The organism is Pseudothioclava nitratireducens (assembly GCF_029210495.1).
In the GTDB taxonomy this organism is placed as follows: domain Bacteria; phylum Pseudomonadota; class Alphaproteobacteria; order Rhodobacterales; family Rhodobacteraceae; genus Pseudothioclava; species Pseudothioclava nitratireducens.
In genome coordinates this window covers 167,323-193,004 of sequence record NZ_JARGDK010000003.1, presented here as the reverse complement: position 1 = coordinate 193,004, position 25,682 = coordinate 167,323, and the positions used below count along the sequence as shown (strand labels likewise).

The following is a 25,682-nucleotide window of genomic DNA, read 5'->3' as shown; positions in this document are numbered from 1 at the left end:
TCTGGATCTCCTCGGGGTTATCGGCGCAACAGATCGAGCAGAGCCGACGACATTTGCCGTGTCTGATCGAACATTCGGAGGTTCGCCTCGTAGCTGCGCTGCGCTTCGCGCGCGTCAGCGATTTCGACTACCAGATCGACATTCGAGCCGTCGTAGTAGCCGCTTTCATCCGCCATCGGATGGCCGGGGTCATAGATTCGTGCAGGTTCGCGTCGGTCGAGTTGCATCTCGCCCAGGCTGACGGCGCCGCTCGGCGCGCCATCATGCATGGCCTCCTCGAGGCTGACGGTCTTGCGGTGGTAGCCGGGGGTGTCGACATTCGCGATGTTCTCAGAAACATGACGCAGGCGCATCGCCTGCGCCTTCATGCCGGATGCCGCGATCGAAAAGGCGTTGGAAAAGTCGCTCATCGTTACCTCCCGAGACTTGCGCGCATGATGTTCAGGGAGGATTTGTAGATGCTAAGCGCCAGATCGTGCTGGCGTTTCACCTCGACCGCTTTGACCATTTCATCTTCGATCGAGACATTGTTGCCATCTGGTGAAGCGGTGCCCGCGTTCAGTCGAACAGTCATTTCGGCGCGGGTGGTCAGATCGGCGCCAATATGCCCCGAACGAGTCGCGCGAAGCGCCGGGGCATCGCCGCTGCCATAGGTTTCCGAAAACGATTCCACATCCCGCGCGGCATAGCCGGGTGTGTCGGCATTCGCGATGTTTTGGTTGATGGCGTTTTGTCGGAACGCAGCATGCGAGGCCATCGCCCGCGCCATCTGAAATACATCAATTTTCTCGAACATCGGGGTTTCTCCTCCGAGCTATCAATCAAGGCTTAAGAGAGAATCATTTAGAAAACGTTTCGAGAACACATGGAGGCCAGAATGGCACTCGCTGATTTTGAGATGTTGCGGGCGGAAATTTCGTCCTTTGGGCTTGTGCGACCGGTCGGGCGCGTGGTTGCGGTCGGGGGCGGGACGATCACCGTTTCCGGCTTGTCGGGGGTGGCGGCCCTTGGGGATCGCGTGACGGTTTACTTTGATCAAGGCGCTGTGCTCGGCGGAGAGGTGCTTGCCTTGCAGGCGGGCAGAGTCATGATCCTGCCGGATCGCTCTGCGGAGGGTGTAGCCATCGGGGATCGCGTTGAACTGCTGGGGCAGACTGGAATCGCGCCGAGCGACAGTTGGATCGGTCGGGTGGTCGACCCGTTCGGCCGGCCTCTGGACGGTCGTCCTCTTGAACGGGGCGAGACAGAGCGCCCGTTGCGCAATGATCCGCCGCCTGCGGCGGAGCGGGGACGCCTCGGGGCGCGGTTGGAAACCGGCCTCAAGGCATTCAATACGCTGCTGCCGTTGGTGCGCGGTCAACGGATCGGGCTGTTTGCCGGGTCCGGGGTTGGCAAGTCCTCATTGCTGGCAAAATTCGCAACTGGCGTGGCGGCGGACGTGGTCGTTATCGCGCTGATCGGCGAACGTGGGCGCGAGTTGCGTGAATTCGTGGAGTCGGTTCTGGGCCCCGAGGGGATGGCGCGTGCGGTGGTTGTTGCGGCGACCTCGGATCAGTCTCCGCTGGTGCGGCGTCGCTGTGCCTGGGCCGCAATGGCGGTGGCGGAGCATTTCCGGGATCGGGGGCAGCATGTCCTGTTTCTGGCCGATAGCATCACTCGCTTTGCCGAGGCGCATCGTGAGGTTGCCGTTGCGGGGGGCGAGCCGGCAAGCCTGCGTGGCTTTCCGCCCTCGCTCTCGCATCAGGTGATGTCTTTGGCGGAGCGGGCGGGACCGGGGCGTGAAGGCAGTGGCGATATCACGGCCGTCTTTTCGGTTCTGGTGGCCGGGTCGGATATGGATGAGCCTGTAGCCGATATTTTACGTGGGGTGCTGGACGGGCATGTCGTGCTTGACCGATCCATTGCAGAACGCGGACGTTTCCCGGCGGTTGATTTGCTCAGATCGGTCTCTCGGTCATTGCCTGCGGCGGCCTCGTCGGCTGAAAATGCGATGATCGCGCAAGCGCGCAAGTATCTCGGCGCGTATGAGCGCTCGGAGATGATGATCCAGGCGGGACTTTATGTCACGGGTTCCGATCCATTGATTGACGCGGCGATCCGCGTCTGGCCGCGACTGGATCAGTATATCGGAGAAAGCGAGGCCAATGATACCGCGTCGAGCTTCGCTGACTTGTTCGACCTGCTCGCAGAAGCGCATCCCGCGTAATCGTTGTACGCACACAAACGATGAACGGACCCCGGACGGGTTTTCTGATCGGCATTTTTGGCAAGTGGTGAGCCGTGCAGGATTCGAACCTGCGACCCACTGATTAAAAGTCAGTTGCTCTACCAACTGAGCTAACGGCCCACTGTGGGCGCCTCTCTATAAAGCCCGGGCGGGGGGGTCAATAGAGAAAATCGGGAAAAATCGTGCCACTGGAAAAAACCTATGGGCGGGCGTATATGCCCGCCATGGAACAGCGCGCGCATAACGGGACCGGTCTTGCATTCATGAAGATGCACGGGCTGGGCAACGACTTCGTCGTGATCGACGCCCGGACGGGCAGCGATCCGGTGACACCTGCCTTGGCGCGGGCCCTTGGTGATCGGCATCGTGGGGTTGGTTTCGATCAGCTCGCAGTGATCAAACCGGCTGAAGGCGCTGATTTCACTTTGGATTTCTGGAATTCGGACGGCACGCGGGCAGGCGCTTGCGGGAATGCGACGCGCTGTGTGTCGGACTGGATGATGACGCAACTCGGCAAGGATGCGGTGTCACTCATCACGACGCGTGGGCGGCTTTCGGCGGTGCGGCGGGCGGATGGGCTGGTGAGCGTCAACATGGGCGCGCCGATTCTCGACTGGCAATCGGTGCCGCTGGCGCGTGAGGTGTCGGTGGAGCACCTGCCGATCGAGGGCGATCCGGTCGCGGTTGGCATGGGCAATCCGCATTGCGTGTTCTTCGTCGAGAATGCCGAGACGATTCCGGTCGAGTCCATCGGGCCCAAGATCGAGCATGACTCTCTGTTCCCAGAGCGAACCAATGTCGAATTCGCCTCGCTCATGGGGCCGGACCACCTGCGGATGCGGGTTTGGGAGCGCGGCACGGGGATTACGCTTGCATGCGGGTCGGGGACCTGTGCGACGGCGGTTGCGGCGCATCTGCGCGGGCTGACCGGGCGCAAGGTTCTGGTCGATGTGGATGGCGGGCAACTGGAAATCGACTGGCGCGACGATGGGGTCTGGATGACCGGTCCCACGATGATGGTTTTCGAGGGCGTGCTCTCGGACACGTTTCTGGCCGCGCTATGAAACCGCCTGTTTTTGCGACGCTGGGATGCCGACTCAACGCCTATGAGACCGAGGCGATGAAAGAGCTTTCCGCGCAGGCGGGCCTTGAAAATGCTGTGATCGTAAACACTTGTGCCGTGACCGCCGAGGCGGTCCGCAAGGCCAAGCAAGAGATCCGCAAGCTGCGGCGCGAAAACCCGGATGCCGCCATCATCGTGACCGGCTGCGCAGCCCAGACCGAGCCCGAGACCTTCGCTGCGATGGAAGAAGTGACGCGGGTTATTGGCAACCACGAGAAGATGCAGGCCGAGACCTGGCAGGGGATCGCGGCGCCGGACCTGATCGGGGAGACCGAGAAGGTTCAGGTCGACGACATCATGTCGGTGAAGGAGACCGCAGGGCATCTGATCGACGGGTTCGGGCGCCACCGCGCCTATGTGCAGGTGCAGAACGGGTGCGACCATCGCTGCACGTTTTGCATCATTCCTTATGGCCGGGGGAACTCGCGTTCGGTGCCAGCGGGTGTCGTCGTCGAACAGATCAAACGGCTGGTCGAGCGGGGCTTCAACGAGGTCGTGCTGACGGGGGTGGACCTTACATCTTGGGGTGCGGACCTGCCCGGCACACCACGGCTTGGGGATCTGGTGATGCGGATCCTGCGGCTGGTGCCGGACCTGCCACGGCTGCGGATTTCCTCGATCGACAGTATCGAGGCGGATGAGAACCTGATGCTGGCGATTGCCAGCGAGCCGCGCCTGATGCCGCATCTGCACCTGAGCCTTCAGCACGGCGACGACATGATCCTCAAGCGGATGAAGCGGCGCCATCTGCGGGATGATGCGATCCGATTCTGCGAAGAGGCGCGGCGGTTGCGGCCGGGGATCGTGTTTGGGGCGGATATCATCGCGGGCTTTCCGACCGAGACCGAGGAGATGTTCGCCAACTCCTTGAAATTGGTTGAAGAATGTGGGCTGACCTTCCTGCATGTCTTCCCGTTTTCGGCCCGCAAGGGGACGCCGGCGGCGCGGATGCCGCGGGTTCAGGGGCCCGATATCAAGGCGCGCGCGGCGCGGCTTCGGGCTGCCGGGCAAGAGGCGCTGGAGCGGCATTTGCAGGCGGAAATCGGGGCCGAGCGGTTGATCCTGACCGAGGGGCCACGACTGGGCCGGACCGAGTATTTCACGGAAGTTTCTTTCGATACGGATCAGCCGGAAGGCAGCCTGATGCGGGTTCGTATCACTGGTCATGACGGCACGCGGCTTCTGGGCCAGCCGCTGTAAGACTCCCCAAAACCGAAAGCTGGTTTTCAGCCAGCTTTCCGCCAGCTTTGCGCCAGATCGCTTTCCGGCCCGGCGCGGGTCGAATCCGCGCCTTGGTCCCTCGCTTCGCCCTTTCACTTTCCGCCGGGCGCGCTAGGCTCCGGTCATGCTGAGGATCAACGACACGCTGGCGATTGCCGACTGGGAGCTGAGCGAGAGCTTTACCCGTGCGCAGGGGCCGGGCGGGCAGAACGTGAACAAGGTCTCGACGGCGGTGGAGCTGCGCTTTGAGGCGGAGCGCTCGCCGCATTTGCCGGGTCCGGTGAAGACCCGGCTAAAGCGGCTGGCGGGGAGTCGCTGGACGCAGGATGGCGCGGTGCTGATCCGCTGCGAGGAGACCCGCTCTCAGGCGCGCAACCGCGAGATCGCGCGCGAGCGGTTGGCCGAGTTGATCCGCAAGGCGCTGGTCGCGCCAAAACGGCGGATTGCGACGAAGCCGACCCTCGGCAGTCAGCGGCGGCGGCTCAAGGCCAAGTCGGAACGCGGTGCGGTCAAGGCGCTGCGGGGGAGGGTGAGCGATGATGACTGACATGCTGGCGCGGCGCGCGGCGCTTTTGGGGCCGAACGTGCCGACCTTCTACAAGACGCCCGTGCATATCGTGCGCGGGGCGGATGTCTGGCTTTGGGATGCGGACGGGCGGCGCTATCTGGATTGCTACAACAACGTGGCCCATGTCGGGCATTGCCATCCCAAGGTGGTCGAGGCGATTGCCGAGCAGGCCGCGATCCTGAACACCCATACCCGCTATCTGCATGAGGGCATCCTGACCTATGGCGAGCGGCTGATCGAGAAGTTCGGCCATGATCTGGAGCAGATGATCGTGGTCTGCACCGGGTCGGAGGCGAATGACGTGGCGCTGCGGATGGCGCAGGCGGTGACCGGCAAGACCGGGTTCATCGCCACGGACAACACCTATCACGGCAATACCACGGCGGTGTCGCATCTTTCGACGCGGCGTCCGCCGATCGGGGGGTGGCCCGATCATGTGCGCCGGGTGCCCGCGCCGGACAGCCTTGAGCCGCTGGGCGGGAGTTTGCCCGCGCAGCCCGAGGCCTTTGCCGTCCATGTGGCCCGCGCCATTGAGGAGTTGGAGGATGCGGGGCATGGCTTTGCAGGGCTGATGGTTTGCCCGATCTTCGCCAATGAGGGGATGCCGGGGGTTGCGCCGGGGTTCCTCGATCCGACGGTGGATGTGGTGCGCCGGGCGGGCGGGCTGATCCTGTGCGACGAGGTGCAGCCGGGCTTTGGCCGGGTGGGGGCTGCGTGGTGGGGGCATGATTACCTTGGGTTCGCGCCCGATGTGGTGACGCTTGGCAAGCCGATGGGGAACGGGCATCCGGTGGCGGCGGTGGTGGCGCGCCCGGATGTGATGCGCGCCTTCCGCGAGGCATTCGGTTACTTCAACACCTATGGCGGCAACCCGGTCTCCTGTGCGGCGGCCTTGGCGGTGATCGAGGTGATCGAGGAGGAGGGGCTGGTTGCGAATGCGCATGACGTGGGCGCCTATGCGCTGGAACAGTTGCGCGGTCTCTCGCATCCGTTGATCGCGGATGTGCGCGGCGTCGGGCTGTTCTTCGGGATAGAGTTCGCGCGTGACGGTGTGCCGGCGAGCAGTTTTTGCGAGACTGTCACGGAACGGATGAAGGACCGTGGTATCCTGCTTGGACGCGTGGGGCGGGCGCAGCATATCCTCAAGATGCGGCCGCCGATGCCATTTGGGCGGGCGCATGTGGACATGCTGGCCGAGGTGCTGGCCGAGGTATTGAAGGAGACCCCCGAAGATGCATGACGCGCGGGCCGAGGCGATGGCGCAGGCGGCGCTGGTCTATTGGGGCAAGGCCGCAGGGCCGCCCCGGCTGATCAAGAACCGGGAGAATGTGGTTTTCGAAGCGCGTCTGGAGGGGGGCGCGCATGTGGCGTTGCGGCTGCATCGTCCGGGCTATCAGAGTCGGGCGGCGGTGGAGGTAGAGCTGCGCTGGTGCGCGGCTTTGGCCGAGGCGGGGTTTCCCGCGCCCGCGCCGGTAGCGGCGCGCAACGGGCGATTGACGGCTATGGTGGATCGCTCGGTCGTGTCCTGTGTCGTTTGGCTCGATGGTGCGCCGATTGGGGCGGGCGATGAGGCGCTGGGCCCGGATGCGGGTGCGGTGCGCGCCGAGGCGGAGGCGCTGGGGGCCTTGGTGGCGCGGCTGCATGGTGTGACCGACGGTCTGGATATGGCGGGGTTCGCGCGCAAGCCGTGGGATGCGGAAGGTCTTTTGGGGGCGCGCCCACGCTGGGGGCGGTTCTGGGAGAATCCGAGCCTGAGCGGCGAGGAGCGGGATGCGCTCTTGGCGGCGCGCGAGATGGCGCGGGAGCGGATCGCGGGGGCCGTGGATTACGGGCCGATCCATGCCGATATCCTGCGCGAGAATGTGCTGCGTGGGCCTGCGGGGCTGTCACTCATTGATTTCGACGATTGCGGGCCGGGCTATCGGCTTTACGATCTGGCGTCGTGCATCATTCAGGGGATTGGCGATCCGCTGCTGCCCGATTTCGTCGAGGGGTTGCTGGCGGGCTATCGCGGAGGGCGCGACCTGCCCGAGGATCAGGCGGCGCTCCTGCCGGTTTTCGTGGCGCTTCGGGCGTTTGCCTCGGCGGGCTGGATCATCAGCCGGGGCGGGGCGGATGATCCGCGCCTGCGGGGATATGCGGAGCGGGCGCTTGTGATGGCGCGGGCGCTGCAAGAGGGGCGCGCGCCTTGGGAGCGGCCCATCGCATGAGCGCATTTGGCGAGATCGTATCGGGGCTGCTGGGGCGGCGACCGGCCTATCTTCAGGTGGGTGCGCTGTGTCTGCGCAAACGCGATGGGGCGGTGCAGGTGCTTTTGATTTCGTCGCGGGGCACCGGGCGCTGGATCATCCCCAAGGGCTGGCCGATGCGCGGGCGCTCGCTGGCGGGGGCGGCGCGGCAGGAGGCGTGGGAAGAGGCCGGGATCAAGGGCAAGGTCGCGCCCGATCCCTGCGGGAGCTATCACTACGACAAGGGGCTGGATCAGGGCGGTGCGATCCGGGTCGAGGTGCTGGTCTATCGGCTCAAGACGGAGAGCCTTGCCGAGGCTTACCCGGAGGCAGGTCAGCGCCGCCGCAAGTGGTTTTCCCCGGCGGAAGCGGCCGAACGGGTGGACGAGCCGGGGCTGAAGGCGATTTTGCTGGGCCTGTGACCGATTCCACGGTTGTTTCAAAGGCTAAAACGCTTTAGGGCGCAGGGCGAAACGTAACAGCCTGATGACAGGATCGTGACAGTGGCCGCAGCTCCGAAGAAACCCGTGAACCAGTGGAAGACCCTCGACAAGGATCTCAAGCGCATTGGCCGGCTGGAAGAGGCGACGATGTTCGTCTCTCGTCCGCTGATCGCACCGGGGATCGCGCTGGCCTTCATCGTGCTCGCGGGGATCGCGGCGACGCTGCTGATGGGGAGCTATCCGGTCAATTTCATCGTTGTCGCGGCGGCGGTGATCGGGGCCTATATGGCGCTCAATATCGGCGCGAACGATGTGGCCAACAACATGGGTCCGGCGGTGGGGGCGAATGCGCTGACGCTGGGCGGCGCGCTGATCATCGCGGCGATTTTCGAGACGGCAGGTGCGCTGATCGCGGGCGGCGACGTGGTCAAGACCGTGGCCAAGGGGATCATCGACCCGAGCGCGGTCTCGGATGCGGCGCATTTCGTCTGGGCGATGATGTCGGCGCTGCTGGCGGCGGCGCTGTGGCTGAACCTTGCGACATGGCTGGGTGCGCCGGTCTCGACCACGCATTCCATCGTGGGCGGTGTCGTCGGTGCGGGGATCGTCGCGGCGGGTTTTGGCGCGGTCGATTGGGCCGGGCTTGGCACCATCGCTGCAAGCTGGGTGATCTCGCCCGTCTTAGGGGGCGTGATCGCGGCGGCCTTCCTTGCGCTCATCAAGACCAAGATCATCTATGTCGATGACAAGATCGCGGCGGCCCGCAAATGGGTGCCGATCCTGATCGGGATCATGGCGGGGGCCTTTGCTGCCTATCTTGCACTGAAGGGGCTCAAGCAACTCATCAAGATTTCGATGCTGCATGCGGTCATCATCGGCATCGTGGTGGGCGTCGCGGCATGGGCGGTCTCTGTGCCGATGATCCGCAAACAGTCGGAAGGCATGGAGAACCGCAAGAAGTCGCTCAAGGCGCTGTTCTCGATGCCGCTGGTGGTGTCGGCGGCGCTGTTGTCTTTTGCGCATGGCGCGAATGACGTGGCCAACGCGGTCGGGCCGCTGGCGGCCATCGTCCACACGATCGAGGCGGGCGACATTGCCGAGAAGGTGAACATCCCGCTTTGGGTGATGCTGACGGGCGCGGTGGGTATTTCGGTGGGTCTGCTCCTGTTCGGACCGAAGCTGATCCGCATGGTCGGCTCGCAGATCACCAAGCTGAACCCGATGCGCGCCTATTGTGTCGCGCTCTCGGCGGCGATCACGGTGATCGTGGCGTCGTGGCTGGGTCTGCCGGTGTCGTCCACGCATATCGCGGTGGGCGGTATCTTTGGCGTGGGCTTCTATCGGGAATGGCATGCGGAACGGCGTGCGCGTCAGCTTGGCCTGCAAAAGGGTAAGGTCGTGCCGCCCGAGGAACGCAAGCGCCGCCTGCTGGTGCGCCGCTCGCACATGCTTACGGTGGCGGCGGCTTGGGTCATCACGGTGCCCGCCTCGGCGGCGCTGGCGGCAGTGCTTTACCTGATCCTGAACGCCGTCGCGGGCTGAGCCTAGACTATCACGTCCATCGTCTGCTGCGCGCCGATGTCGAAGACACGTTTGTAGCGGGCGATTTCCTCGGCCGGGCCCATCGCCTTTTGCGGGTTGTCCGAGAGTTTGACGGTCGGGCGGCCATTGGCAGCGACGGCCTTGCACACGAGGCTGAAGGGCGCGAGCCCGTCATTCGGCACGAAGCCCCGGAAATCGTTGGTCAGCAGCGTGCCCCAGCCGAAGCTGACTTTGACCCGGCCCGCGAATTGCGCGTGGAGCTCACGGATTTTCGCAACATCGAGACCGTCTGAAAAGATCACCAGTTTATCGCGCGGGTCCTCGCCACGGGATTTCCACCAGTTGATGGCGGTTTCCGCCCCCGCCGCCGGGTCGCCCGAGTCGATGCGGATGCCGGTCCAGCCCGCAAGCCAGTCGGGCGCGTGTTCGAGGAAGCCCTTGGTGCCGTAGGTGTCGGGCAGGATGATGCGCAGATTGCCGTCGTGCTCTTCGTGCCAATCGGCGAGCACCTTGTAGGGGGCCTGCCGAAGCTCCGCGTCGGTTTCCGCGAGCGCGGCATAGACCATCGGCAGTTCATGCGCGTTGGTGCCGATGGCTTCGATGTCGCGGCGCATGGCGATGAGGCAGTTCGAGGTGCCGGTGAACGCGCCGCCTTGCGCAGTGTCGCCCAAGCCTTCGAGCATCGCCTGCACACACCAATCCTGCCAGAGGAAGGAGTGGCGGCGGCGGGTGCCGAAATCGGCGATGCGCAGGCCCTCGACCTCGCGCAGTGCCTGAATTTTCTCCCAGACGCGGGTCATGGCGCGGGCATAGAGGACCTGAAGTTCGAACCGGCCCATGGTCTTGAGCACCGCGCGCGAGCGCAGTTCCATGAGGATCGCAAGCGCGGGGATTTCCCAGAGCATCACCTCGGGCCACGCACCCTCGAAGGTGAGTTCATATTGCCCGTCGCGTTTTTCGAGATGGTAGGGCGGAAGCTGGAAGTTTTCGAACCACTCCATGAAATCGGAGCGGAACATCTGGCGTTTGCCATAGAATGTGTTGCCGCGCAGCCATGTGCTTTCGCCGCGTGTGAGCCGCAGCCCGCGCGCATAGTCGAGCTGTTCGCGCAGCTCGCCCTCGTCGATCAGTTCGGCGAGGCGGATGGATTTGGTGCGGTTGATGAGGCTGAAGGTGACTTGGGTGTCGCGCTTGTTGCGGAACACCGACTGGCACATCAGGAGCTTGTAGAAATCGGTGTCGATCAGCGACCGGACAATCGGGTCGATCTGCCATTTGTGGTTATAGACGCGGGTGGCGATATCGACCATCTCGGGGCTCCAGCTCATATCAGTCTTCGAGCGTGACGCCCGCGGCGATCATCGCCTGACGGGCATTGTGCAGCGAGCCGTCGAGGTCGATGGCGCGGCAGGCGCCTTCGAGGACGCGGGTGGTGAAGCCCAGTCTGGCGGCGTCGAGCGCGGACCATGCCACGCAAAAATCGAGCGCGAGGCCGACGAAGGTCAGCTCGGTCACGCCCCGGTCGCGCAGGTAGCCGTCGAGCCCGGTGCGGGTGGTCTTGTCGTTTTCGAAGAAGGCCGAGTAGCTGTCGATCCCGGCGCGGAAGCCCTTGCGGATGATGAGGTCGGCGGGGTCGGTGTGCAGGTCCGGGTGCAGGCGCGCGCCCTCGGTGCCCCAGATGCAATGGTCGGGCCAGAGGGTCTGGGGTCCGTAGGGCATTTCGATGACGCTGAAGGGGGCGGCGCCGTCGTGGTTCGAGGCAAAGGAGGCGTGGTTCGGCGGGTGCCAGTCCTGCGTCAGCACCACGACCGGGAATTCCTGCATGAGCGCGTTGATGCGGGGGATCACCTCGTCCCCGCCCGCGACCGCCAGCTTGCCGCCGGGGCAGAAGTCGTTTTGCATGTCGATGACGATCAGTGCGCCGTTCCGGGTCATGGGGCCCCCTTTCGCTATTCCCAATGGGTAGGGCGCGGGCGCGGGCAGGTCAATCGCGCCCTTGCGGTGCCACGTGAGTCGGGCGTATGGAAAATCCATGTTTATCGTTGCTGCACTCTACCACTTCACCCGCTTCCCCGATCCCGATGCGTTGCGCGCGCCCTTGCGGGCGCTGGCCGAGAGCGTCGGGGTCAAAGGCTCTTTGCTGATCGCCCGCGAGGGGATCAACGGCACCATCGCGGGGCCGCGCGCCGGTATCGACGCGGTGCTCGCGCATATCCGCGGGCTGCCCGGTTGCGCCGATCTGGAGTGGAAGGAAAGCGATGCGGCCGAGATGCCGTTTGGCCGGATGAAGGTGCGGCTCAAGACCGAGATCGTGACGATGGGCGTGCCGGATGTCGATCCCAAGGCGCGCGTCGGCCATTATGTCGAGGCGACTGAGTGGAATGCGCTGATCTCGGCGCCCGATGTCGTGGTGATCGACACGCGCAACGATTACGAAATCGAGATCGGGACCTTCGAGGGCGCGATTGACCCGCAGACCAAGAGCTTCCGCGAGTTCCCACAATGGTGGCGCGACAACGCGCACCGGTTCCACAACAAGCGCGTGGCGATGTTCTGCACCGGCGGTATCCGCTGCGAGAAATCGACGAATTTTCTTCTGTCCGAAGGGGTTGAGGACGTGTTCCACCTCAAGGGCGGGATCCTGAAATATCTCGAAGAGGTGCCCGAGGAAGACAGCCTCTGGCATGGCGACTGCTTCGTGTTCGATGGGCGGGTGAGCCTGCGCCATGGACTGAAGAAGGGGAATTACGACAGCTGTCACGCGTGTCGCCGGCCCATCTCACCCGCCGACAAGAGCCACCCGGATTACGAAGAGGGTGTCTCGTGCCATCACTGCATCGGCGAATACTGCGAAGAGGATCGCGCGCGATTCCGCGAACGCGAGCGCCAGGTGCGGCTCGCCGAGAAACGCGGCGAGCGGCATCTGGGCGCGGCTTAATCGTCTGCGCAGGTCTGCGTGAGGCTATTGCAGCCTTGCGTCACTTCCCCACCTTGCCCGCCGAAATCCATTCGCGGAAGATCGAAGCTGACGCCCCCGGCCATGGCCGAGGTGGCGGTCGTGATGACGAGTGCGAGGCTCAGAGCAATGCGTTTCATGGTGTTCTCCACAACTGAACTGGTTGGTTCAGTTACGTATATGAACCGAGTCGTTCAGTTTGGCAACAGAAAATGAACCGATCAGTTCACATATCTGGATTGCGCCGCCTGCAAGCCTCAGTATATTAGAATCATTCTAAAAGGAGCCTGCCATGATCCCCGGACTCGCCACGCGCCGCCGCTTTGCCGATCTCTCCGAGCAGGAGGTGCTGGCGCTTGCGATTTCCTCCGAGGAGGACGATGCGCAGATCTACCGCAACTATGCCGAACGCCTGCGCGCGGACTATCCGGCCTCCGCGCAGATTTTCGAGGGCATGGCCGCCGAAGAGGATGGCCACCGGCGCCAGTTGATCGAGCGTCACCGCGAACGCTTTGGCGAGGTGATCCCGCTGATCCGGCGTGAGCATGTCTCGGGGTTTTATGCGCGCAAGCCCGTCTGGCTTGCCCAGAACCTGTCGCTCGAGACGATCCGCGGCGAGGCAGAAGCGATGGAGCGCGAGGCGGGCAAGTTCTACAAACTGGCCGCGCAGCACAGTTCGGACGCCGCGACCCGCAAGCTTTTGGGCGATCTGGCGGCGGCGGAGATGGGGCATGAGAAGCGGGCCGAGGAACTGGCCGACACGCATCTCACCGACGAGGCGAAATCCGAAGAAGACCGCGCGGCGCATCGGCAATTCATCCTGACCTGGGTGCAGCCCGGTCTGGCGGGGCTGATGGACGGCTCGGTCTCGACGCTGGCGCCGATCTTTGCGACCGCTTTTGCGACGCAGGACACCTGGACGACCTTCCTTGTGGGCACCGCCGCGTCGGTCGGTGCGGGCATCTCGATGGGCTTTACCGAGGCTGCGCATGATGACGGCGTGCTGTCGGGGCGGGGTAGCCCGTGGAAGCGCGGGCTGGCCTCGGGGGTGATGACGACGCTGGGCGGCATGGGGCACGCGCTGCCCTATCTGATCCCCGAATTCTGGACCGCGACCACGATTGCGATGATCGTCGTCTTTGTCGAACTGTGGGCAATTGCGTGGATTCAGAACAAATATATGGAGACCCCCTTCGTCCGCGCCGCGTTGCAGGTGGTTCTGGGCGGCGCGCTGGTCTTTGCGGCGGGGGCGCTGATCGGGGGCGGCTGATCCCGCGTTCGTCAAACCCGAAATACGCCCGCCGGAGGCATCCGCACGCCGGACGCATGCGCGCTCTGGCAGGCGCGCGCGTCGCGTGCTAGCGATTGGCCATGCTCGAGATTTTCCTCAAGACGCTTCCCTTCTTCGGCCTGATCGGGCTTGGCTGGTTCGCCGGGCGGATCCGGTTTTTCCCCGCCGAGGCGACGGCGTGGCTGACGAAATTCGTCTTTTACTTCGCGCTCTCGGCGATGCTGTTTCGCTTTACCGCAACACTGCCGCTGGAAGAGCTGTTCGATCTCGATTTCTTCCTCGCCTATCTGCTGGGTTCGGCGCTGGTCTGGGTGATCGGCTTTGCGGTGGCCAAGGCACGCGGGCTGGACCTGTCGAGCGCGGCGATGGAGGCACATACCGGCATGACCGGGAACACGGGTTTTCTGGGCGTGCCGATGCTGGTCGTGCTGCTCGGGGCGCAGGCCGTGGGGCCGGTGCTGATGGTGCTCGCCATCGACCTGATCGTGTTTTCCTCGCTGATCACCTTGCTCATTACGGGGGCGCGGCATGGCCGGGTGAGCCTTGTGCCGCTCGTGAAGGGGTTGCTCAAGAACCCGATGATCGTGTCGATGGTGGCGGGGTTGCTTTGGGCCGGGCTGCACATCCCGATGCCGGGGCCGTTGCAGGAATTCGTTTCGATTCTTGGGGCGGCTGCGACGCCCGGCGCGCTGTTCGCCATCGGTGCTTCGCTGGCGGATAAGAATGCCGAGCGGATCGGTCCGGCGGCGTGGTTGTCCTTTGCCAAGCTGGTGCTGCATCCGGTGGCGATTGCGGTGGCCGCGCTGATGATCTTTGATGTCGAGCCCTTCGCGGCGGGCGTGATGATCGCGGCGGCCGCTTTGCCTGTGGCGGGCAATGTCTATATCCTTGCGAGCCATTACAACGTTGCCCCGCAACGTGTCTCCGCCGCGATCCTGATTTCGACGGCGATCAGTATTCTGACCATTCCGGCGGTGATCGCCTGGGTCACCGGATAAGGAGAAACCTATGCGCACCATTTCCGAGAATCGTTGTTTTGGCGGGGTTCAGGGTGTCTATGCCCATGCTTCCGAGGCGACCGGCTGCGAGATGACCTTCGGGCTGTTTCTGCCCGAGGAAGCCGAGGACATGGCGGTGCCGGTGCTGTGGTATCTCTCGGGGCTGACCTGCACGCATGAGAACGCGATGACCAAGGCGGGAGCGCAGGCTTGGGCGGCCGAGCATGGCATCGCGCTGGTCTTTCCTGACACCTCGCCGCGCGGCGCGGATGTGGCCGATGACGAGGCCGATGATCTGGGGCAAGGCGCCGGGTTCTACGTGGACGCCACCGAGGCGCCCTGGGCGCCGCATTACCGTATGTGGTCCTATATCGCGGACGAACTGCCGCGCATCGTGACCGCGAATTTCGCCGTGGACGAAGAGCGCCAGTCGATCACCGGGCACTCGATGGGCGGGCACGGGGCGCTGACGCTGGCGATGCGCCTGCCGGGGCGGTTCCGGTCGGTCTCGGCCTTTGCGCCGATTGCCAATCCGACGCAATCCGATTGGGGCCGCAAGCAATTGGCGGCCTATCTGGGCACCGAAAGCGAGGCATGGGCCGCGCATGATGCGAGCCTCTTGATGGCCGCGCAAGGGTTCGAGGGCGAGGTGCTGATCGACCAAGGTGCGAGCGACCAGTTCCTTGATCTGCTGCGCCCCGAGGCGCTGGCGGGGGCGATGGCGGCGCGGCGTCAGCCCGGCACCTTCCGGATGCAGCCGGGCTATGACCACAGCTATTACTTCGTCCAGAGCTTCATCCCCGATCATATCGCCTTCCACGCAGAGGCGCTCTGGGCGTGATCTATCTCGACGCGGATGCCTGCCCCGTGAAAACCGAGGCCGAGCGGGTGGCGACCCGGCTGGGCGTGCGGCTGGTGATCGTGTCGAATGGGGGGCTGCGTCCCTCGGCCAATCCGCTGGTCGAGATGGTCTATGTCCCCGACGGCCCCGACGAGGCCGACAAATGGATCGCCGAGCGCGCAGGCCGCGGCGATGTCGTGGTGACGGCGGATATTCCGCTGGCGGCCAAATGCGTCGAGGCGGGCGCGCGCGTTCTCAAGCATGACGGCGAGGCGCTGACGCCCGCCAATATCGGCAATGTGCTGGCGACGCGGGATCTCATGGCGGATCTGCGCTCGGCCGATCCGTTCCGGCAGGGTGGTGGGCGGCCGTTCTCCAAGGCGGACCGCTCGCGGTTCCTCGATGCGCTGGACCGGGTGGCGCGGGCGGCGGCACGGGAGGCGGAGAATGGTTAAGGCGGTGATCTTCGACATCGGCAATGTGCTGATCGAGTGGCAACCCGAGCGCTATTACGACACGGTGATGCCGGTGGCCGAGCGCGAGGCGATGTTCGCCGAGGTCGATCTGCACGGGATGAATGACGTGGTGGATCGGGGCGGCGATTTTCGCGGCACCATCTATGACTGGGCCGAGCGCTACCCGCGCTGGCGCGATGCGATCCGGCGCTGGCATGACGACTGGATCGAGATGGCGAGGCCCGCGATCCCGCACTCGGTGCGGCTGATGAAGGCGCTTCAGGCGCGGGGTGTGCCGGTCTATGCGCTGACCAATTTCGGGATCGGCAGCTTCGATTATGCGACCGGCTTCTACCCGTTCCTGACCGAGTTCGACCGGGCCTATATCTCGGGCCATATGGGCGTCATCAAACCCGAGGGGCGGATTTACGAGATGGTCGAGGAGGACTGCGGGTTCTCGGGGGCGGAGTTGCTGTTCACCGATGACCGGGCGGACAATATCGGCGCGGCGCATCTGCGCGGCTGGAAGACGCATCTGTTCACCGGGCCGGACGGCTGGGCGAACCGGCTGGTGGATGAGGGGCTTTTGACCGAGCAGGAGGCGATATGAGCATCGAGATCATCGGGCCGGAGGCCGAGGCGCTTCTGGATTGGATCACGCTGAGCGAGGCGCTGGAGGCAGGGCATCGCCTGCCGCGCGCCGAGATCGCCGACAGTTTCCTCTATCGAGGCGCCGATACGCTGCTGACGCGCTCGGCCTGGATCGACGGGCTGGGGCAGGCGGTGAAGGTGGTCACGGTCAATCCGGGCAATGCCGCCGAGGGGCTGCCGAATGTGAACGGCGCGGTGAACCTGATGGACGACCGCACCGGGCAGTTGGAGGCCATCGTCGATTTCCATCTGGTGACCAAGTGGAAGACGGCGGGCGATAGTCTGGTGGCGGCGCGCAGGCTGGCGCGACCCGAGGCGCGGCGGGTGCTGATCTGCGGCGCGGGCAATGTCGCCGAGGCGATGTGCGCGGCCTATCGCGCGGGCTTTCCGGGCGCGCAGATCACGATCTGGAACCGCAGCCCGGACCGGGCCGAGGCGCTGGCCACCAAGGTCGGCGCGCGGGTCGCGGGCGATCTGGCCGAGGCGGTCGCGGGGGCCGAAATCATCGCCACCACGACGATGGCGACCGAGCCTTATCTGCGCGGCGAGTGGATCGCGCCGGGCACGCATCTCGACCTGATCGGGGCCTATCGCCCCGACATGCGCGAGGTGGATGACGTGGCGCTGAAACGGGCGCGGCTGTTTTGCGATGCGCGCGCGACGACGATTGCCCATATCGGCGAGTTCAAGCGCCCGATCGCGGCGGGGGTCATCACGCCCGAGGATATCGTGGCGGATTACTACGATATCGCGGCGGGGCTGTTCGCGCGCCAGAGTGCCGACGAGATTACCATCTCGAAGAATGGGGGCGGCGCGCATCTCGACCTGATGACCGCGCAATACATCTTGCAAAGTTGGCGGATGCGTTAGGCCCGTTTGGCGAGCGCGACACCCAGCGTTTCGAGCACTTTCGCCTCGATATCGGCGGCGTTCATGGCGGCGGCCGCATACATTTTCTCGGGCGAGTTGTGGTCGATGAAGGTGTCAGGCAGCACCATCGAGCGGAACTTGTAGCCCCGGTCGAAGACGCCCTGTTCGGCGAGGAATTGCGCGACATGGCTGCCAAAGCCGCCAACCGCGCCCTCTTCGATGCAGATCAGCGCCTCGTGATCCGCGACGAGGCGCAGGATCAGGTCGGTATCGAGCGGCTTGGCGAAGCGGGCATCCGCGACGGTGGGGGCGATGCCGCGGGCGGAGAGAGACTCGCGCGCTTTGAGGACTTCGGCGAGGCGGGTGCCGAAGCTGAGGATCGCCACGCGTGCGCCTTCGGCCAGGATGCGGCCCCTGCCGATTTCGAGCGGTTGACCCTTCTGGGGCATATCGACGCCCATGCCGTCGCCGCGCGGGTAGCGGAAGGCGATGGGGCCATCGTCATGCACGGCGGCGGTGGCGACCATGTGGACGAGTTCGGCCTCGTCGGCGGCGGCCATCACGACCATGCCGGGCAGGTTCGCGAGGAAGGCGATATCGTAGCTGCCCGCGTGGGTCGCGCCATCCGCGCCGACCAGACCTGCGCGGTCGATGGCGAAGCGGACGGGCAGGCGCTGAATCGCGACATCGTGGACGATCTGGTCGTAACCGCGTTGCAGGAAGGTCGAGTAGATCGCGCAGAAGGGTTTCATGCCTGCGGCGGCGAGCCCGGCGGAGAAGGTCACCGCGTGTTGCTCGGCGATGCCCACGTCGAAGCAGCGGCGCGGGAAGCGGTCGGCAAAGAGGTTCAGCCCGGTGCCATCCGGCATCGCGGCGGTGACGGCGACGATCTTTTCGTCGCACTCGGCCTCGGCCACGAGGCTTTCGGCGAAGACCTTGGTGTAGCTCGGCGCGTTCGAGGTCGCCTTTTGCTGCTCGCCGGTCGAGACGTTGAAGCGCGCGGTGGCGTGGCCGCCATCGGGGCGGCTCTCGGCGGGGGCGTAGCCCTTGCCCTTGCGGGTGAGCGCGTGGATCAGGACCGGGCCCTTGGCGCGGTCCTTGAGCATCCGCAGGAGCGGCAGCAGTTGGTCGAGGTCATGGCCATCGACCGGGCCGACATAGGTGAAGCCGAGTTCCTCGAACAAGGTGCCGCCCATCGCCATGCCCTTGAGCATTTCCTTGGCGCGGCGGGCGCCCTCCTGGAAGGGTTCGGGCAAGAGGCCAAGCGCGCCCTTGGCGGCGGCCTTGAGGTCCTGGACCGGGCCTTCGGCATAAAGCCGGGTGAGGTAGCTCGACAGCGCGCCGACCGGGGGCGCGATGGACATTTCGTTGTCATTGAGCACGACGAAGACGCGTTTGCCGAGATGGCCGCCGTGGTTGAGCGCCTCGAAGGCCATGCCGCCGGACATGGCGCCATCCCCGATCACCGCGATGGCGTCGCCGGTTTCCGCGCCGAGTTCGCGCGCCATGGCAAAGCCCACCGCCGCCGAGATCGAGGTCGAGCTGTGGCCCGCGCCGAACGGGTCATAGGGGCTTTCGGAACGTTTGGTGAAACCCGAAAGCCCGCCGCCTGCGCGCAGCGTGCGGATGCGGTCGCGGCGTCCGGTGAGGATCTTGTGCGGGTAGCATTGGTGGCCCACGTCCCAGATGATCTTGTCGCGGGGCGCGTCGAACACGGCATGGAGCGCCACGGTGAGTTCCACCACGCCCAGACCCGCGCCGAGATGTCCGCCCGTGACGGAGACGGCCGAGATGGTTTCGGCGCGCAGCTCGTCGGCGAGGCGTTTCAGCTCGCGGTCGGTCAGGCCCTTCATATCCGAGGGGAGCCGGACGCGGTCGAGGATCGGGGTGGTCGGGGTCTCGGTCATCGGCCCTCCGGGGCGCGCGCGTGCTGTGTCAATTCTTGCGCGCAATAACGAAATGCGCGGCATCCCGCAAGTTTTGCGCCTTTGTCCCATAGGGTTCAAGGGCGCGATCGGCTTCGGCCACCAGATCGGCGGCGCGTTGCTTGGCGCCGTCAAGACCGAGAAGCGAGACGAAGGTCGCCTTGCCCGCCTCGGCGTCCTTGCCGACGCGCTTGCCGGCGGCCTCTTCGGAGCCTTCTACATCCAAGATGTCGTCGGCGATCTGAAAGGCAAGACCGATGGCCCTGGCGTAGGCGGCCAGCGGCGCACGGTCGGCCCCGGCAAGGATCGCGCCCGCCTCGCAGGCAAACCCGATCAGCGCGCCGGTCTTGCCCGCTTGCAGGCGGATGATTTCGTCGAGCGTCAGGGGTTGCGCGGCGGTCTCGGCGGCGATGTCGAGTGCTTGGCCATAGACCATGCCTTCGGCGCCAGAGGCGCGGGCCAGTGCCGCGACCAGCGCGATCCGGCGCTCCGCAGGCCCGAGAGCGGGGTCGCAGCAGAGTTCAAATGCCAGCGTCTGAAGTGCATCGCCGGCCAGAACGGCGGTCGCCTCGTCCCATTTCACATGAACCGTGGGCTGGCCCCGGCGCAGGTCGTCATCATCCATGCAGGGCATGTCGTCATGGACGAGCGAATAGGCATGGAGCGCCTCGACCGCGGCAGCGGCGGGCATGGCTGCGGCTTGGGGGATGCCGAAAAGGGCGGCGCTTTCGAGCACGAGGAAGGCGCGCAGGCGTTTGCCGCCCTGTGCGGCATAGCCGATCGCATCGCGGAGCGGGCCGTCGGGCAGGCGCGCAATCGCCGTGTCGAGCGCGATCTGCACCGCGTCCTGAACCTCTTGCAGGCGGGTTTCGAACATCAGAGACCTTCGACGGGCGTGCTGCCGGTGGGCTGGCCATCCTGGCCAAGCGTGATCTTTTCGACGCGCTCCTCGGCGGCCTTGAGAAGTTTCGCGCAATGCGCCTTGAGCGCGGCGCCGCGTTCGTAAAGTGCGATGGATTGATCGAGCGGCACTTCGCCGCGTTCAAGCTGACCGACGACGCCCTCAAGCTCTTTCATCGCCTGCTCGAAGCTCATGGCGGAAATATCGGTGTCGCTCATCGCTGCCTCCTTCGCATTGCCAGATTGTCGATGCCACCAAACGCCGAAGAGGTCCAGTGTTTCACGCAATAGAAAGGGCCGCTTGTCAGACAAGCGGCCCCCGAGATCTACGGAGATGGTCCGGTTAGGGTCTGGTCGATCCAGCCGGCCCAGTCAGAGCTCTTTTGCCTGTGGGATTGCCCTCAGACCCCGGCCCCCCTGACTGTCCCAAAACCTCTCTCCAATATCACTCTAGACACTGGACCACCTCCTTTCATTGCGCTGCCGTTATCCACAGGCTGCCACATATTTTGTGTTTGTCAAAAACTTTCACGCAACCTTTGGCGATAGTTTCGTGACAATTGCCCGAAAAGGCAGCAGCGCGACCAAGGAAAGAGCAAGCTTCACAAGCCAGTCCGCGACGCCCAGAGACACCCACAAAGGCGCCATCGGACCAAGGCCCAGAAGCGGCACGGCCTCGTTCGCCCAGGACACGTCATTGGCCGGTTCGAGGAAGGCGAATTGCGCCGCGAAAGCGACCGAGAAGAAGATCAGCGTGTCGAGCGAGGAGCCGACCAGCGTCGAGACGAGCGGGGCCTTCCACCAGATGCCGGCGCGCAGGCGGTCGAAGATCGCCACGTCCATCATCTGCGCGGTCAGGAAGGCAAGGCCGGAGCCGATCGCGATGCGCAGCGTGACGAGCGGGCCGAACTCGCCCACGATCTGAGAGCCGATCAGCGAGCAGATCACGCCGACGACGAAGCCAGCGATCACCACGCGGCGCGCGGCGGCCACGCCATAGACGCGGTTCATCACGTCGGTGACGAGGAAGGCGAAGGGATAGGTGAAGGCCCCCCAGGTGAGCCAGTCACCGAGCAGGAACTGCACGAGGATATTCGAGGCCACAACGATGATGGCCATGGCAAGGATGCCAGGAAGAAAGCGGGTCATGATGTTTCACCGTTTTTACATGGTAGCGGGGACATGGCCCGCGCGGATCGCGGGCAGCGCGGGCCTTACGCCCGCGGGGGGTCTTGAGTCAACGCTTATTCGCCGTCGCGCAGGCGGTATTCGACGAATTCGGTGCGTTGCAGGAGGCGGAAATTGTCGTCCGAGACCATGGTCAGCCGGATCGCGCCCTGGCTGTCGCGCCAGACCGCGAGACCTTCGAGATTGTCGTGGCGGCCCGCGCGGGTTTCCAGAAGCACCTCGCCGCCGCCGAGGCGGTCGCCTTCGACGGTGAAGACGCGGACACGGGTGAGAAAGCCGAGCAGGCCCCAGAAGTCGCGTTCGAGGAGATAGAACCGCCCGTCCGGGCCGAAATCCGCGCCAACCGGAAGCCAGTCGCCATCGCGGGGGATCGAGAAGGGTTGGTCCCATGTGCCGTTCCGGTAGCGAAACACCGGAAAGGGGCGGTTCAGGAGGCCGGAGCGTTCGGGCAGCGTGTAGAGCGTGCCGCTCTCGTCGACGGCCAGCGCTTCGAGGGAGGAATTGGCCTGAAGCGCGTCGAAGGCGTCGGGGCGCGGCAGCGGGTCCGAGGGGAGGCGGGAGAGGTCGTAGCGGGCGACGCGGTGGAGGCCCTCGAAGCTGACGAAGAGTTGACCGTCCGGCGCGATGGCGAGGCCCTCGGAATCGGCGGTAAAGCGGGTCAGGCGCACGCCGTCGCGGTCATGGAGCGGGAAGGGCTCGTCCAGGGTTTCGATGCTGGCGATGCGGCCCTCGGCATCGCGCGTGAAGCGGCCCTGCCAGATGGTTGCGCGGTCGGAAAGCGCGGTGAACCGGGTGCCGGTCTCATCCGTTTCCAGCCCCGAAAAGCCGCCAAAGAGCGCGTCGTCACGCTCTGGGGCGTCCCATTCGGTGCTCGAGATGAATTCGGCGCGCGGGGTATCCTGCGCGCCGGTGGACACCAGTCCGAACCCGAATGCCGCGCCGATCAGCCCCCCGATCAGCGCGATGCGAGAACGCTTTGGCATTGCTTGGGCAGGTCCGACATCGTGTAGGTCTTGGCGGTGCGCTTGGGCGGGCCGCTCGGTTTCTTTTTCTTGGTTGCCGGGGGCGGGTTGAGATAGTCGGTCACCCACCAGTTCAGGGTCTCGTCGCAGCCGTCCCCGCCCTTCGACAGCGAGGCGACGGTGGGCTTTTGCGTCTCGCAGAAGCGCGCGCCGGGGGGGCATTTCAGGCGGACGTGGAAGTGGTAGTTGTGGCCGTAGATCGGGCGGATCTTTTGCAGCCATTTGCGGTCGCCGCGGGGCGCCGTGCGGCACATCTCGATCTTGGCGGGCGCGGTGACGAAAACGCGGTCCACGCGCGGATCGGAGGCCGCCATCTTCAGCAATTCCATATGCTGCGGGGTCCAGTTGCCATTGACGCGGCGCTGGTCCTCGCTGCGGACGGAGATCGAGCTGAGCTTTTCGCGCTCGCCCCGGCTGAGGTTCAGGCGGCGGGGCGGCAGCATCCAGATATCGGCGTCGAGGCCGATCTGGTGGCTCGCATGGCCAGACGACATCGGGCCGCCGCGCGGCTGGCTGATGTCACCGATATAGAGCCCGCTCCAGCCGGGCAGGGCGGCGGCCTTGCGCGAGAGGTCCTGGAGGAAGGCGATCATCTCGGGCTGGCCCCAGTTGCGGTTGCGTGAGAGGCGCATGGCCTGCCATGTCGGGCCGGTCTCGGGGAGTTGTACCATGCCGGCGGCACAGCCCTTGGAGTAAAAGCCGATCGGTTGCGCCTCTTGCGCGGAGGCGGTCTTGGCCGCACCGAAGAGGTGGCGGGCGAGCTGTTCGGCGGAGGCCGGGAGCGTCAGGGAAAGGGACAGGGCGAGGGTCGTGGCGAGGGTGCGGATCACGGGGCGGTTCCTCCTTCCGGGGTGGGGCGGTGGTCACCATTGGCTTTGACGAAGCCTAGCAGGATCAGGCCGATGAGGAAAAGGACGATGATCGGCGTGATCCCTGCGGATTGGCTTTGGGTCAGTTGGGTCATCGCGCCGATACTGAGCGGTGCGATGAAGGCGGTGGCCTTGCCCGACAGCGCGTAGAGGCCGAAATGCTCGGTGATCTTGGCGGGGTCGGCCTGACGCACCATCATCGTGCGGCTCGCCGATTGCAGCACGCCGCCGCCCGCGCCGATCAGGCCGCCCATGACGTAGAAGGCGATGTCGGGCAGCGCACTGTCGGGGCCGGTGGCGATGCCGAAGACCGATGTGCGTGAGATGAAGACGACGCCCACGACGACGGCGGTCAGCAGAAGCACGGTGGCGATGATGACGGGTTTCGGGCCAAAGCGGTCATCGGCCTTGCCGCCGAGCCATGCGAAAATCGCGCCCGTGATGGTGCCGAGGATGCCGAATATGCCGATCTGGATGATCGACCAGCCGAGCACCCCCGCCGCGTAGATGCCGCCGAAGGTGTAGATGCCGTTCAGCGCGTCGCGGTAAAACATCGAGGAGAGCAGGTAGGAGAACAGGCTGCGCTGGCCGGGCAGGGTTTTCAGCGTCGATTTCAACTCGGGCCAAGCGCCACGGGCGGCCTGACGGATCGGGATGGCGCCCGCGTGATGGGGCTCGCGCACCCAGAGGAAGAACGGGATCATGAAGACCGCATACCAGAGGGCGGTGAGCGGGCCGACGATGCGGGTATCCTCGCGCGCGGCGAGGTCGAGGCCAAAGAGCGGGGGCAGACCGACGAGCGTCCTGCCGGTGTCGGGGTTGATCTGGAACAGCGCCAGCATGACGATCAGCAACAGCATCCCGCCGAGATAGCCGAAGGCCCAGCCCGACCCCGAGACCTTGCCGATCTCGGAGCGCGGCGCGAGGTCGGGCAGCATCGCGTTGGTGAAGGTGGTGGCGAATTCCATCCCGATCAGGCCGATGATGAAGGAGGTCATCACGAAGGTGAGGCTGAAGCTGCCCGGTGCCGCATACCACAGCCCCGCCGCGCCGATCACATACATCGCCGAGAAGATCCAGATGAACGGGATACGCCGCCCCGAGCGGTCCGCGATCGCGCCAAGGAAGGGGGAGGACAGCGCGATGATGATGCCCGCAAACCCCACGCCATAACCCCAGACGGTCTGTGCCGCCGTGCCGTCGCCGAGCAGGTCTTTCATGAAGGGGGCGAAGATGAAGGTGATGATCAGCGTATTGTAGGGTTGGCTCGCCCAGTCGAAGAAGAACCAGCCCCAGATGCGTTTGCGCGTTGTGATCATGCCCGCCTCCCCTTTGCGCAGATCAAGCCCGATTTCGGGTCGGCGCGCAAGGCCGGGCTTGGGCCGTCACGCCTCGGGCGGCCAGGGGCGGGTGTTGTCGGCGTCGATCCAGCCCTGCACCCAAGCGGGGAGCGGCGGGCTTTGGGCGTCGGAGCCAAGCGCTTCGAGCAGGCGCTCGGGCGGGACCATGCCCTTGGACGAGGTAACCGCGCCCCGGATCAACACTTGGCTCGAACACTCGCCGTTGCGCCACATGCTCTGGTCCATATAGAGGAACCGGTTGTCCCAGCCCACGCAGCGCGAGCGCATCTCGAAGCGTTGGAACGCCTGCACCCGGCGGCGGTAGCGGATCGAGGCGCCGGCCACGACGATGCCCCAGCGATTGCGCCGCAGCACGCCCGCCAGCCCCGTGCGCATCGCCAGCGGCATCCGCCCCAGATCGTAGAGTGTGAGCGTGCGCCCGTTGTTCAGCTCCATCCACGGGTCGATGTCCCATGGCCAGCAGATATGGTGGCTGACATGCGTGCCGAGGATTGGCAGCGGTGCCATCCGGCGGGCCTGAAGCATGACTTTGGCAAAGCGGAAGATGGGATACATGGCGGTCTCCTGTGTGCCATGGGTGCCGCGTCGCAGCGAGAGGGTCAACGGAAACGTGACGGCAGGCGGGCAATTGTTCGAATTGGCGATTTGGCCGCGGTTGCAAGGCGCGCCGCTCTGGCATACCTAGGGCAGACCCAACCGGAGATTTCGCATGGTTACGCTCTATCAGGCCATTTCGCTGATCCTGCAGGTCGTCTGGTTCATCATGATCGCGCATATCGTGATGAGCTGGCTGATCAATTTTCAGGTGCTCAACCTGCGCCAGCCGCTCGTCGCGCAGATCTGGTATGGGCTGAACAACCTGCTGGAGCCGCTTTATTCGCGCATCCGCCGGTTCCTGCCCGCAACACCCGGTATCGACCTTGCGCCGCTGGTGGCCTTCATCATCCTGATCATCATCCGGCAGGCGCTCTATAACAATCAGGGCTTCTTTTACGGCTACTGA

29 protein-coding genes and 1 tRNA gene are annotated in these 25,682 nt (G+C 65.0%); 16 read left to right on the top strand and 14 right to left on the bottom strand.

Annotated elements, in window-relative coordinates; genetic code table 11:
• Positions 1–17 precede the first annotated feature (17 nt).
• Both flgC and P0X85_RS04955 read right to left on the bottom strand, forming a co-directional pair.
• A complete protein-coding gene (gene flgC / locus P0X85_RS04960) occupies positions 18–410 on the bottom strand; it encodes a flagellar basal body rod protein FlgC (protein ID WP_275809388.1) in 393 nt (130 codons plus the stop codon).
• A 2-nt stretch (positions 411–412) separates the two neighbouring features.
• Complete coding sequence (locus P0X85_RS04955) at positions 413–796, bottom strand: FlgB family protein (RefSeq protein WP_275809386.1); 384 nt, start codon at positions 794–796, stop codon at positions 413–415.
• Positions 797–877: 81 nt separating this feature from the next.
• Between P0X85_RS04955 and P0X85_RS04950 the strand changes: the two genes are divergently transcribed.
• Positions 878–2,206 (top strand): FliI/YscN family ATPase, encoded by a 1,329-nt coding sequence (locus P0X85_RS04950; RefSeq protein ID WP_275809383.1) that lies wholly within the window; start codon positions 878–880, stop codon positions 2,204–2,206.
• A gap of 65 nt (positions 2,207–2,271) precedes the next feature.
• Here the strand turns inward: P0X85_RS04950 and P0X85_RS04945 are convergent.
• Positions 2,272–2,347, bottom strand: a tRNA-Lys gene (locus tag P0X85_RS04945).
• 104 nt (positions 2,348–2,451) lie between these two features.
• On the opposite strand from P0X85_RS04945, the gene dapF reads away from it, so the two are divergent.
• The 7 genes from dapF to P0X85_RS04910 all read left to right on the top strand — a co-directional run bounded on the left by dapF (position 2,452) and on the right by P0X85_RS04910 (position 9,352).
• Entirely contained in the window at positions 2,452–3,291 is an 840-nt protein-coding gene (gene dapF, locus P0X85_RS04940; protein WP_275809807.1) for a diaminopimelate epimerase, read from the top strand.
• Positions 3,288–4,550, top strand: coding sequence for a tRNA (N(6)-L-threonylcarbamoyladenosine(37)-C(2))-methylthiotransferase MtaB (mtaB, locus tag P0X85_RS04935; protein ID WP_275809381.1), 1,263 nt, complete (start codon positions 3,288–3,290; stop codon positions 4,548–4,550). The genes dapF and mtaB overlap by 4 nt, the downstream gene beginning before the upstream one ends.
• Before the next feature lie 145 nt (positions 4,551–4,695).
• Complete coding sequence (gene arfB, locus P0X85_RS04930; RefSeq protein ID WP_275809378.1) at positions 4,696–5,118, top strand: alternative ribosome rescue aminoacyl-tRNA hydrolase ArfB; 423 nt, start codon at positions 4,696–4,698, stop codon at positions 5,116–5,118.
• Entirely contained in the window at positions 5,111–6,379 is a 1,269-nt protein-coding gene (locus tag P0X85_RS04925; protein ID WP_275809804.1) for an aspartate aminotransferase family protein, read from the top strand. Before arfB ends, P0X85_RS04925 begins: the two co-directional genes overlap by 8 nt.
• Positions 6,372–7,349 carry a phosphotransferase enzyme family protein gene (locus tag P0X85_RS04920; protein WP_275809375.1) on the top strand — a complete coding sequence of 326 codons (978 nt, stop codon included), beginning with the start codon at positions 6,372–6,374 and terminating at the stop codon, positions 7,347–7,349. The genes P0X85_RS04925 and P0X85_RS04920 overlap by 8 nt, the downstream gene beginning before the upstream one ends.
• Entirely contained in the window at positions 7,346–7,789 is a 444-nt protein-coding gene (locus P0X85_RS04915; protein WP_275809372.1) for an NUDIX hydrolase, read from the top strand. Before P0X85_RS04920 ends, P0X85_RS04915 begins: the two co-directional genes overlap by 4 nt.
• An 81-nt stretch (positions 7,790–7,870) precedes the next feature.
• Positions 7,871–9,352, top strand: coding sequence for an inorganic phosphate transporter (locus P0X85_RS04910; protein WP_275809369.1), 1,482 nt, complete (start codon positions 7,871–7,873; stop codon positions 9,350–9,352).
• 2 nt (positions 9,353–9,354) lie between these two features.
• Here P0X85_RS04910 and pncB read toward each other — a convergent pair whose 3' ends face one another.
• Together pncB and pncA are read right to left on the bottom strand one after the other, a co-directional pair.
• Entirely contained in the window at positions 9,355–10,662 is a 1,308-nt protein-coding gene (gene pncB / locus P0X85_RS04905; protein ID WP_275809802.1) for a nicotinate phosphoribosyltransferase, read from the bottom strand.
• Positions 10,663–10,681: 19 nt separating this feature from the next.
• The gene (gene pncA, locus P0X85_RS04900; protein WP_275809365.1) at positions 10,682–11,287 is read right to left on the bottom strand and encodes a bifunctional nicotinamidase/pyrazinamidase; all 606 of its coding nucleotides are present in this window, start codon (positions 11,285–11,287) and stop codon (positions 10,682–10,684) included.
• A 97-nt stretch (positions 11,288–11,384) separates the two neighbouring features.
• On the opposite strand from pncA, the gene trhO reads away from it, so the two are divergent.
• Positions 11,385–12,290 (top strand): oxygen-dependent tRNA uridine(34) hydroxylase TrhO, encoded by a 906-nt coding sequence (trhO, locus tag P0X85_RS04895; RefSeq protein WP_275809362.1) that lies wholly within the window; start codon positions 11,385–11,387, stop codon positions 12,288–12,290.
• Here trhO and P0X85_RS04890 read toward each other — a convergent pair.
• Positions 12,287–12,448 carry a hypothetical protein gene (locus P0X85_RS04890; RefSeq protein ID WP_275809359.1) on the bottom strand — a complete coding sequence of 54 codons (162 nt, stop codon included), beginning with the start codon at positions 12,446–12,448 and terminating at the stop codon, positions 12,287–12,289. The genes trhO and P0X85_RS04890 overlap by 4 nt on opposite strands.
• 152 nt (positions 12,449–12,600) lie before the next feature.
• On the opposite strand from P0X85_RS04890, the gene mbfA reads away from it, so the two are divergent.
• The 6 genes from mbfA to P0X85_RS04860 all read left to right on the top strand — a co-directional run bounded on the left by mbfA (position 12,601) and on the right by P0X85_RS04860 (position 17,414).
• Positions 12,601–13,578 (top strand): iron exporter MbfA, encoded by a 978-nt coding sequence (gene mbfA / locus P0X85_RS04885; RefSeq protein WP_275809356.1) that lies wholly within the window; start codon positions 12,601–12,603, stop codon positions 13,576–13,578.
• 101 nt (positions 13,579–13,679) lie between these two features.
• On the top strand, positions 13,680–14,597 hold the full coding sequence (locus P0X85_RS04880) for an AEC family transporter (protein WP_275809353.1): 918 nt from the start codon (positions 13,680–13,682) through the stop codon (positions 14,595–14,597).
• A gap of 10 nt (positions 14,598–14,607) precedes the next feature.
• A complete protein-coding gene (gene fghA / locus P0X85_RS04875; protein ID WP_275809350.1) occupies positions 14,608–15,438 on the top strand; it encodes an S-formylglutathione hydrolase in 831 nt (276 codons plus the stop codon).
• Positions 15,435–15,893, top strand: coding sequence for a YaiI/YqxD family protein (locus P0X85_RS04870; protein WP_275809347.1), 459 nt, complete (start codon positions 15,435–15,437; stop codon positions 15,891–15,893). The genes fghA and P0X85_RS04870 overlap by 4 nt, the downstream gene beginning before the upstream one ends.
• Positions 15,886–16,503, top strand: coding sequence for an HAD family hydrolase (locus P0X85_RS04865; protein WP_275809343.1), 618 nt, complete (start codon positions 15,886–15,888; stop codon positions 16,501–16,503). The genes P0X85_RS04870 and P0X85_RS04865 overlap by 8 nt, the downstream gene beginning before the upstream one ends.
• Entirely contained in the window at positions 16,500–17,414 is a 915-nt protein-coding gene (locus P0X85_RS04860; protein ID WP_275809341.1) for an ornithine cyclodeaminase family protein, read from the top strand. The genes P0X85_RS04865 and P0X85_RS04860 overlap by 4 nt, the downstream gene beginning before the upstream one ends.
• On the opposite strand, the gene dxs is transcribed toward P0X85_RS04860, so the two are convergent.
• From dxs to P0X85_RS04820, 8 genes are all read right to left on the bottom strand, one after another.
• Entirely contained in the window at positions 17,411–19,321 is a 1,911-nt protein-coding gene (gene dxs, locus P0X85_RS04855) for a 1-deoxy-D-xylulose-5-phosphate synthase (RefSeq protein ID WP_275809338.1), read from the bottom strand. The genes P0X85_RS04860 and dxs overlap by 4 nt on opposite strands.
• A gap of 28 nt (positions 19,322–19,349) precedes the next feature.
• The gene (locus P0X85_RS04850) at positions 19,350–20,216 is read right to left on the bottom strand and encodes a polyprenyl synthetase family protein (protein ID WP_275809335.1); all 867 of its coding nucleotides are present in this window, start codon (positions 20,214–20,216) and stop codon (positions 19,350–19,352) included.
• Positions 20,216–20,458 (bottom strand): exodeoxyribonuclease VII small subunit, encoded by a 243-nt coding sequence (locus tag P0X85_RS04845; RefSeq protein WP_275809332.1) that lies wholly within the window; start codon positions 20,456–20,458, stop codon positions 20,216–20,218. The genes P0X85_RS04850 and P0X85_RS04845 overlap by 1 nt, the downstream gene beginning before the upstream one ends.
• 309 nt (positions 20,459–20,767) lie before the next feature.
• Positions 20,768–21,388: a queuosine precursor transporter gene (locus P0X85_RS04840; protein WP_275809329.1), complete on the bottom strand. Its 621-nt coding sequence runs from the start codon at positions 21,386–21,388 to the stop codon at positions 20,768–20,770.
• A gap of 95 nt (positions 21,389–21,483) precedes the next feature.
• Entirely contained in the window at positions 21,484–22,410 is a 927-nt protein-coding gene (locus tag P0X85_RS04835; RefSeq protein ID WP_275809326.1) for an esterase-like activity of phytase family protein, read from the bottom strand.
• Entirely contained in the window at positions 22,383–23,279 is an 897-nt protein-coding gene (gene mepA / locus P0X85_RS04830) for a penicillin-insensitive murein endopeptidase (protein WP_275809323.1), read from the bottom strand. Before mepA ends, P0X85_RS04835 begins: the two co-directional genes overlap by 28 nt.
• Positions 23,276–24,637 (bottom strand): MFS transporter, encoded by a 1,362-nt coding sequence (locus P0X85_RS04825; protein WP_275809320.1) that lies wholly within the window; start codon positions 24,635–24,637, stop codon positions 23,276–23,278. The genes mepA and P0X85_RS04825 overlap by 4 nt, the downstream gene beginning before the upstream one ends.
• 66 nt (positions 24,638–24,703) lie before the next feature.
• Positions 24,704–25,234: an acyl-CoA thioesterase gene (locus P0X85_RS04820; protein ID WP_275809317.1), complete on the bottom strand. Its 531-nt coding sequence runs from the start codon at positions 25,232–25,234 to the stop codon at positions 24,704–24,706.
• A gap of 154 nt (positions 25,235–25,388) precedes the next feature.
• On the opposite strand from P0X85_RS04820, the gene P0X85_RS04815 reads away from it, so the two are divergent.
• Positions 25,389–25,682, top strand: coding sequence for a YggT family protein (locus P0X85_RS04815; RefSeq protein ID WP_275809314.1), 294 nt, complete (start codon positions 25,389–25,391; stop codon positions 25,680–25,682).

What these genes read in the sequence shown, in the direction of transcription:
- flgC (WP_275809388.1), bottom strand. Translation starts at nt 410, where the DNA reads ATGAGCGACTTTTCCAACGCCTTTTCGATCGCGGCATCCGGCATGAAG.
- P0X85_RS04955 (WP_275809386.1), bottom strand. Translation starts at nt 796, where the DNA reads ATGTTCGAGAAAATTGATGTATTTCAGATGGCGCGGGCGATGGCCTCG.
- P0X85_RS04950 (WP_275809383.1), top strand. Translation starts at nt 878, where the DNA reads ATGGCACTCGCTGATTTTGAGATGTTGCGGGCGGAAATTTCGTCCTTT.
- dapF (WP_275809807.1), top strand. Translation starts at nt 2,452, where the DNA reads ATGGAACAGCGCGCGCATAACGGGACCGGTCTTGCATTCATGAAGATG.
- mtaB (WP_275809381.1), top strand. Translation starts at nt 3,288, where the DNA reads ATGAAACCGCCTGTTTTTGCGACGCTGGGATGCCGACTCAACGCCTAT.
- arfB (WP_275809378.1), top strand. Translation starts at nt 4,696, where the DNA reads ATGCTGAGGATCAACGACACGCTGGCGATTGCCGACTGGGAGCTGAGC.
- P0X85_RS04925 (WP_275809804.1), top strand. Translation starts at nt 5,111, where the DNA reads ATGACTGACATGCTGGCGCGGCGCGCGGCGCTTTTGGGGCCGAACGTG.
- P0X85_RS04920 (WP_275809375.1), top strand. Translation starts at nt 6,372, where the DNA reads ATGCATGACGCGCGGGCCGAGGCGATGGCGCAGGCGGCGCTGGTCTAT.
- P0X85_RS04915 (WP_275809372.1), top strand. Translation starts at nt 7,346, where the DNA reads ATGAGCGCATTTGGCGAGATCGTATCGGGGCTGCTGGGGCGGCGACCG.
- pncB (WP_275809802.1), bottom strand. Translation starts at nt 10,662, where the DNA reads ATGGTCGATATCGCCACCCGCGTCTATAACCACAAATGGCAGATCGAC.
- pncA (WP_275809365.1), bottom strand. Translation starts at nt 11,287, where the DNA reads ATGACCCGGAACGGCGCACTGATCGTCATCGACATGCAAAACGACTTC.
- trhO (WP_275809362.1), top strand. Translation starts at nt 11,385, where the DNA reads ATGTTTATCGTTGCTGCACTCTACCACTTCACCCGCTTCCCCGATCCC.
- P0X85_RS04890 (WP_275809359.1), bottom strand. Translation starts at nt 12,448, where the DNA reads ATGAAACGCATTGCTCTGAGCCTCGCACTCGTCATCACGACCGCCACC.
- mbfA (WP_275809356.1), top strand. Translation starts at nt 12,601, where the DNA reads ATGATCCCCGGACTCGCCACGCGCCGCCGCTTTGCCGATCTCTCCGAG.
- P0X85_RS04880 (WP_275809353.1), top strand. Translation starts at nt 13,680, where the DNA reads ATGCTCGAGATTTTCCTCAAGACGCTTCCCTTCTTCGGCCTGATCGGG.
- fghA (WP_275809350.1), top strand. Translation starts at nt 14,608, where the DNA reads ATGCGCACCATTTCCGAGAATCGTTGTTTTGGCGGGGTTCAGGGTGTC.
- P0X85_RS04865 (WP_275809343.1), top strand. Translation starts at nt 15,886, where the DNA reads ATGGTTAAGGCGGTGATCTTCGACATCGGCAATGTGCTGATCGAGTGG.
- P0X85_RS04860 (WP_275809341.1), top strand. Translation starts at nt 16,500, where the DNA reads ATGAGCATCGAGATCATCGGGCCGGAGGCCGAGGCGCTTCTGGATTGG.
- dxs (WP_275809338.1), bottom strand. Translation starts at nt 19,321, where the DNA reads ATGACCGAGACCCCGACCACCCCGATCCTCGACCGCGTCCGGCTCCCC.
- P0X85_RS04850 (WP_275809335.1), bottom strand. Translation starts at nt 20,216, where the DNA reads ATGTTCGAAACCCGCCTGCAAGAGGTTCAGGACGCGGTGCAGATCGCG.
- P0X85_RS04845 (WP_275809332.1), bottom strand. Translation starts at nt 20,458, where the DNA reads ATGAGCGACACCGATATTTCCGCCATGAGCTTCGAGCAGGCGATGAAA.
- P0X85_RS04840 (WP_275809329.1), bottom strand. Translation starts at nt 21,388, where the DNA reads ATGACCCGCTTTCTTCCTGGCATCCTTGCCATGGCCATCATCGTTGTG.
- P0X85_RS04835 (WP_275809326.1), bottom strand. Translation starts at nt 22,410, where the DNA reads ATGCCAAAGCGTTCTCGCATCGCGCTGATCGGGGGGCTGATCGGCGCG.
- P0X85_RS04825 (WP_275809320.1), bottom strand. Translation starts at nt 24,637, where the DNA reads ATGATCACAACGCGCAAACGCATCTGGGGCTGGTTCTTCTTCGACTGG.
- P0X85_RS04820 (WP_275809317.1), bottom strand. Translation starts at nt 25,234, where the DNA reads ATGTATCCCATCTTCCGCTTTGCCAAAGTCATGCTTCAGGCCCGCCGG.
- P0X85_RS04815 (WP_275809314.1), top strand. Translation starts at nt 25,389, where the DNA reads ATGGTTACGCTCTATCAGGCCATTTCGCTGATCCTGCAGGTCGTCTGG.